General features: G+C 64.2%; 2 protein-coding genes. Both read left to right on the forward strand.

Going from position 1 to position 2,161, the window contains the following annotated elements; genetic code table 11:
• Positions 1-75 precede the first annotated feature (75 nt).
• Positions 76-1,293 (forward strand): IS21 family transposase, encoded by a 1,218-nt coding sequence (gene istA, locus AC5Y31_RS21745; RefSeq protein ID WP_499982962.1) that lies wholly within the window; start codon positions 76-78, stop codon positions 1,291-1,293.
• Entirely contained in the window at positions 1,293-2,105 is an 813-nt protein-coding gene (gene istB / locus AC5Y31_RS21750) for an IS21-like element helper ATPase IstB (protein WP_499982959.1), read from the forward strand. Before istA ends, istB begins: the two co-directional genes overlap by 1 nt.
• Positions 2,106-2,161 lie beyond the last annotated feature (56 nt).

A 2,161-nucleotide genomic window follows, 5' to 3' on the forward strand; every position in this document is an offset into this window, starting at 1 on the left:
TGTCGGTTCCGGTCCAAAATTGAGCAGGTGATTCCGGTCGAAAAGTGAGCACCCTTCGATTGGAGAGTGATCACTGTGGAGGATTGGGCCGAGATCCGGCGGCTGTATCGGTCGGAGAACTTGTCGCAGGCGGCGATCGCGCGGCGGTTGGAGCTGTCGCGGAACACCGTGGCCAAGGCGCTCAGCGTCGACGAGCCGCCGCGCTATGAGCGGGCACCGGTGACGACGTCGGCGTGGGCGCAGATTGAGCCTGCGGTGCGGGCGATGCTGGGGCAATATCCGACGATGCCGGCGACGGTCATCGCCCAGCGCGTGGGTTGGACTGGTGGGCATTCCTGGTTCAGCGAGAACGTCGCTCGCATCCGACCGGAGTATGCACCGGCAGATCCATGCGACCGGTTGGTGCATCTACCGGGTGAGCAGGTGCAGTGTGATCTGTGGTTCCCCGGCCAGCTCGTGCCCGATCACGCCGGGGTGCTGCGGTCGTTTCCGGTGCTGGTGCTGGTGGCCGCCTATTCACGGTTCATCGCCGCGATGATGATTCCGTCGCGGGTCACCGGGGACCTGCTGGCCGGCATGTGGTCGTTGCTCTCGGATCAGATCGGTGCGATACCGAAGAACCTGTTGTGGGACAACGAGGCCGGCATCGGGCAGCGCGGTCGACTGGCGCAGGGAGTGGCCGGGTTCTGCGGAGTCTTGGGCACTCGGTTGATCCAGGCTCGGCCCTATGACCCCGAAACGAAGGGCGTCGTTGAGCGGGCCAATGGCTACCTGGGTTCATCGTTTCTGCCGGGCCGGCACTTCAGCTCAGCGGCGGACTTCAACACGCAGTTGGCCGACTGGCTGGTATCGGTGGCCAACCCACGTCGCCACGCGGTCACTCGGATGATTCCGGCACAAGCACTATCGGCTGATCGGGAAGTGATGGCGGCACTGCCGCCGGTGGCACCGACCACGGGGATCACGACCGTCACCCGGTTGGGCCGTGACTACTACGTGAGCGTCGCCGGTAACGCCTATTCGGTGCATCCAGAAGCCATCGGCCGGATGATCACCATCACCGCGACGCTGGACCGGGTTAGCGCCAGCTGCGGGGATCGTCTGGTGGCAGATCACAAGCGCTTGTGGGGCAGTGGCGGACTAGTTTGCGATCCCGGACATCTTAGGGCGGCATCGGCGATGCGAGAGAACTTCCGCAACCGGCCGGCGGCCGGCTCGCACGTCGACGTCGAGGTCCAGGTCGCTGACCTGGCCGCCTATGACGCGGTGTTCGGGACCGGGGAGGTCGCCTGATGGTCACCAAACGCACCGTGGTTCCTGGTGAAGCCGACAAGCTCATTGCCCACCAATCTCGACTGTTGAAGGCCCCGCGGATCGCCGCGCACTATCACCGGCTGGCCGAGCAGGGCCGCGAAGCCAACTGGTCACTGGAGGAGTACCTGGCTGCGGTGCTGGCCGTGGAGTCCAGCGCCCGCGCTGAATCCGGGGCTCGCCAGCGCATCCGGTATGCCGGATTCCCCTCGATCAAGACGATCGCTGACTTCGACTTCGCTGCTCAACCCGGAGTTGATCGCGCTCAGATCGCCCGCCTCGAAGCCGGCGGTTGGCTGGCTGAAGCACGCAACATCGTGCTACTCGGCCCGCCGGGAACCGGCAAAACGCATTTGGCCACCGCACTGGCGATCGCCGCCACCCAGGCCGGGCACCGGGTCACGTTTGCCCCGGCTACCGGATGGATCACCCGTTTGGCCGAAGCCCATCAGATCGGCCGGCTCGATGCCGAACTACGCAAAATCGCCCGAATCGGATTGATCGTCATCGACGAGGTCGGCTACATCCCCTTCGATACCGAAGCAGCCAACCTGTTCTTCCAGCTGGTCTCCACCCGCTACGAGAAGTCATCGATCATCTTGACCTCCAACCTGCCGTTTTCCCGCTGGGGTCAAGTGTTCGGCGAAGCCACCATCGCCTCGGCCATGATCGACCGCATCGTCCACCATGCCGACGTCATCGCGCTCAAGGGCGCCAGCTACCGCATCAAACACACCGCAATCGAGTCCTTGCCCTCCGTCGAAGCCGACCGTCAGGCAGACTCAACCCCGTAACCACCTGCTCACTTTTCGACCGGAAGAAACTGCTCAGATTTCAACCGGAGCCGACA

The organism is Mycobacterium sp. NGS18 (genome assembly GCF_059813185.1).

What these genes read in the sequence shown, in the direction of transcription:
- istB (WP_499982959.1), top strand. Translation starts at nt 1,293, where the DNA reads ATGGTCACCAAACGCACCGTGGTTCCTGGTGAAGCCGACAAGCTCATT.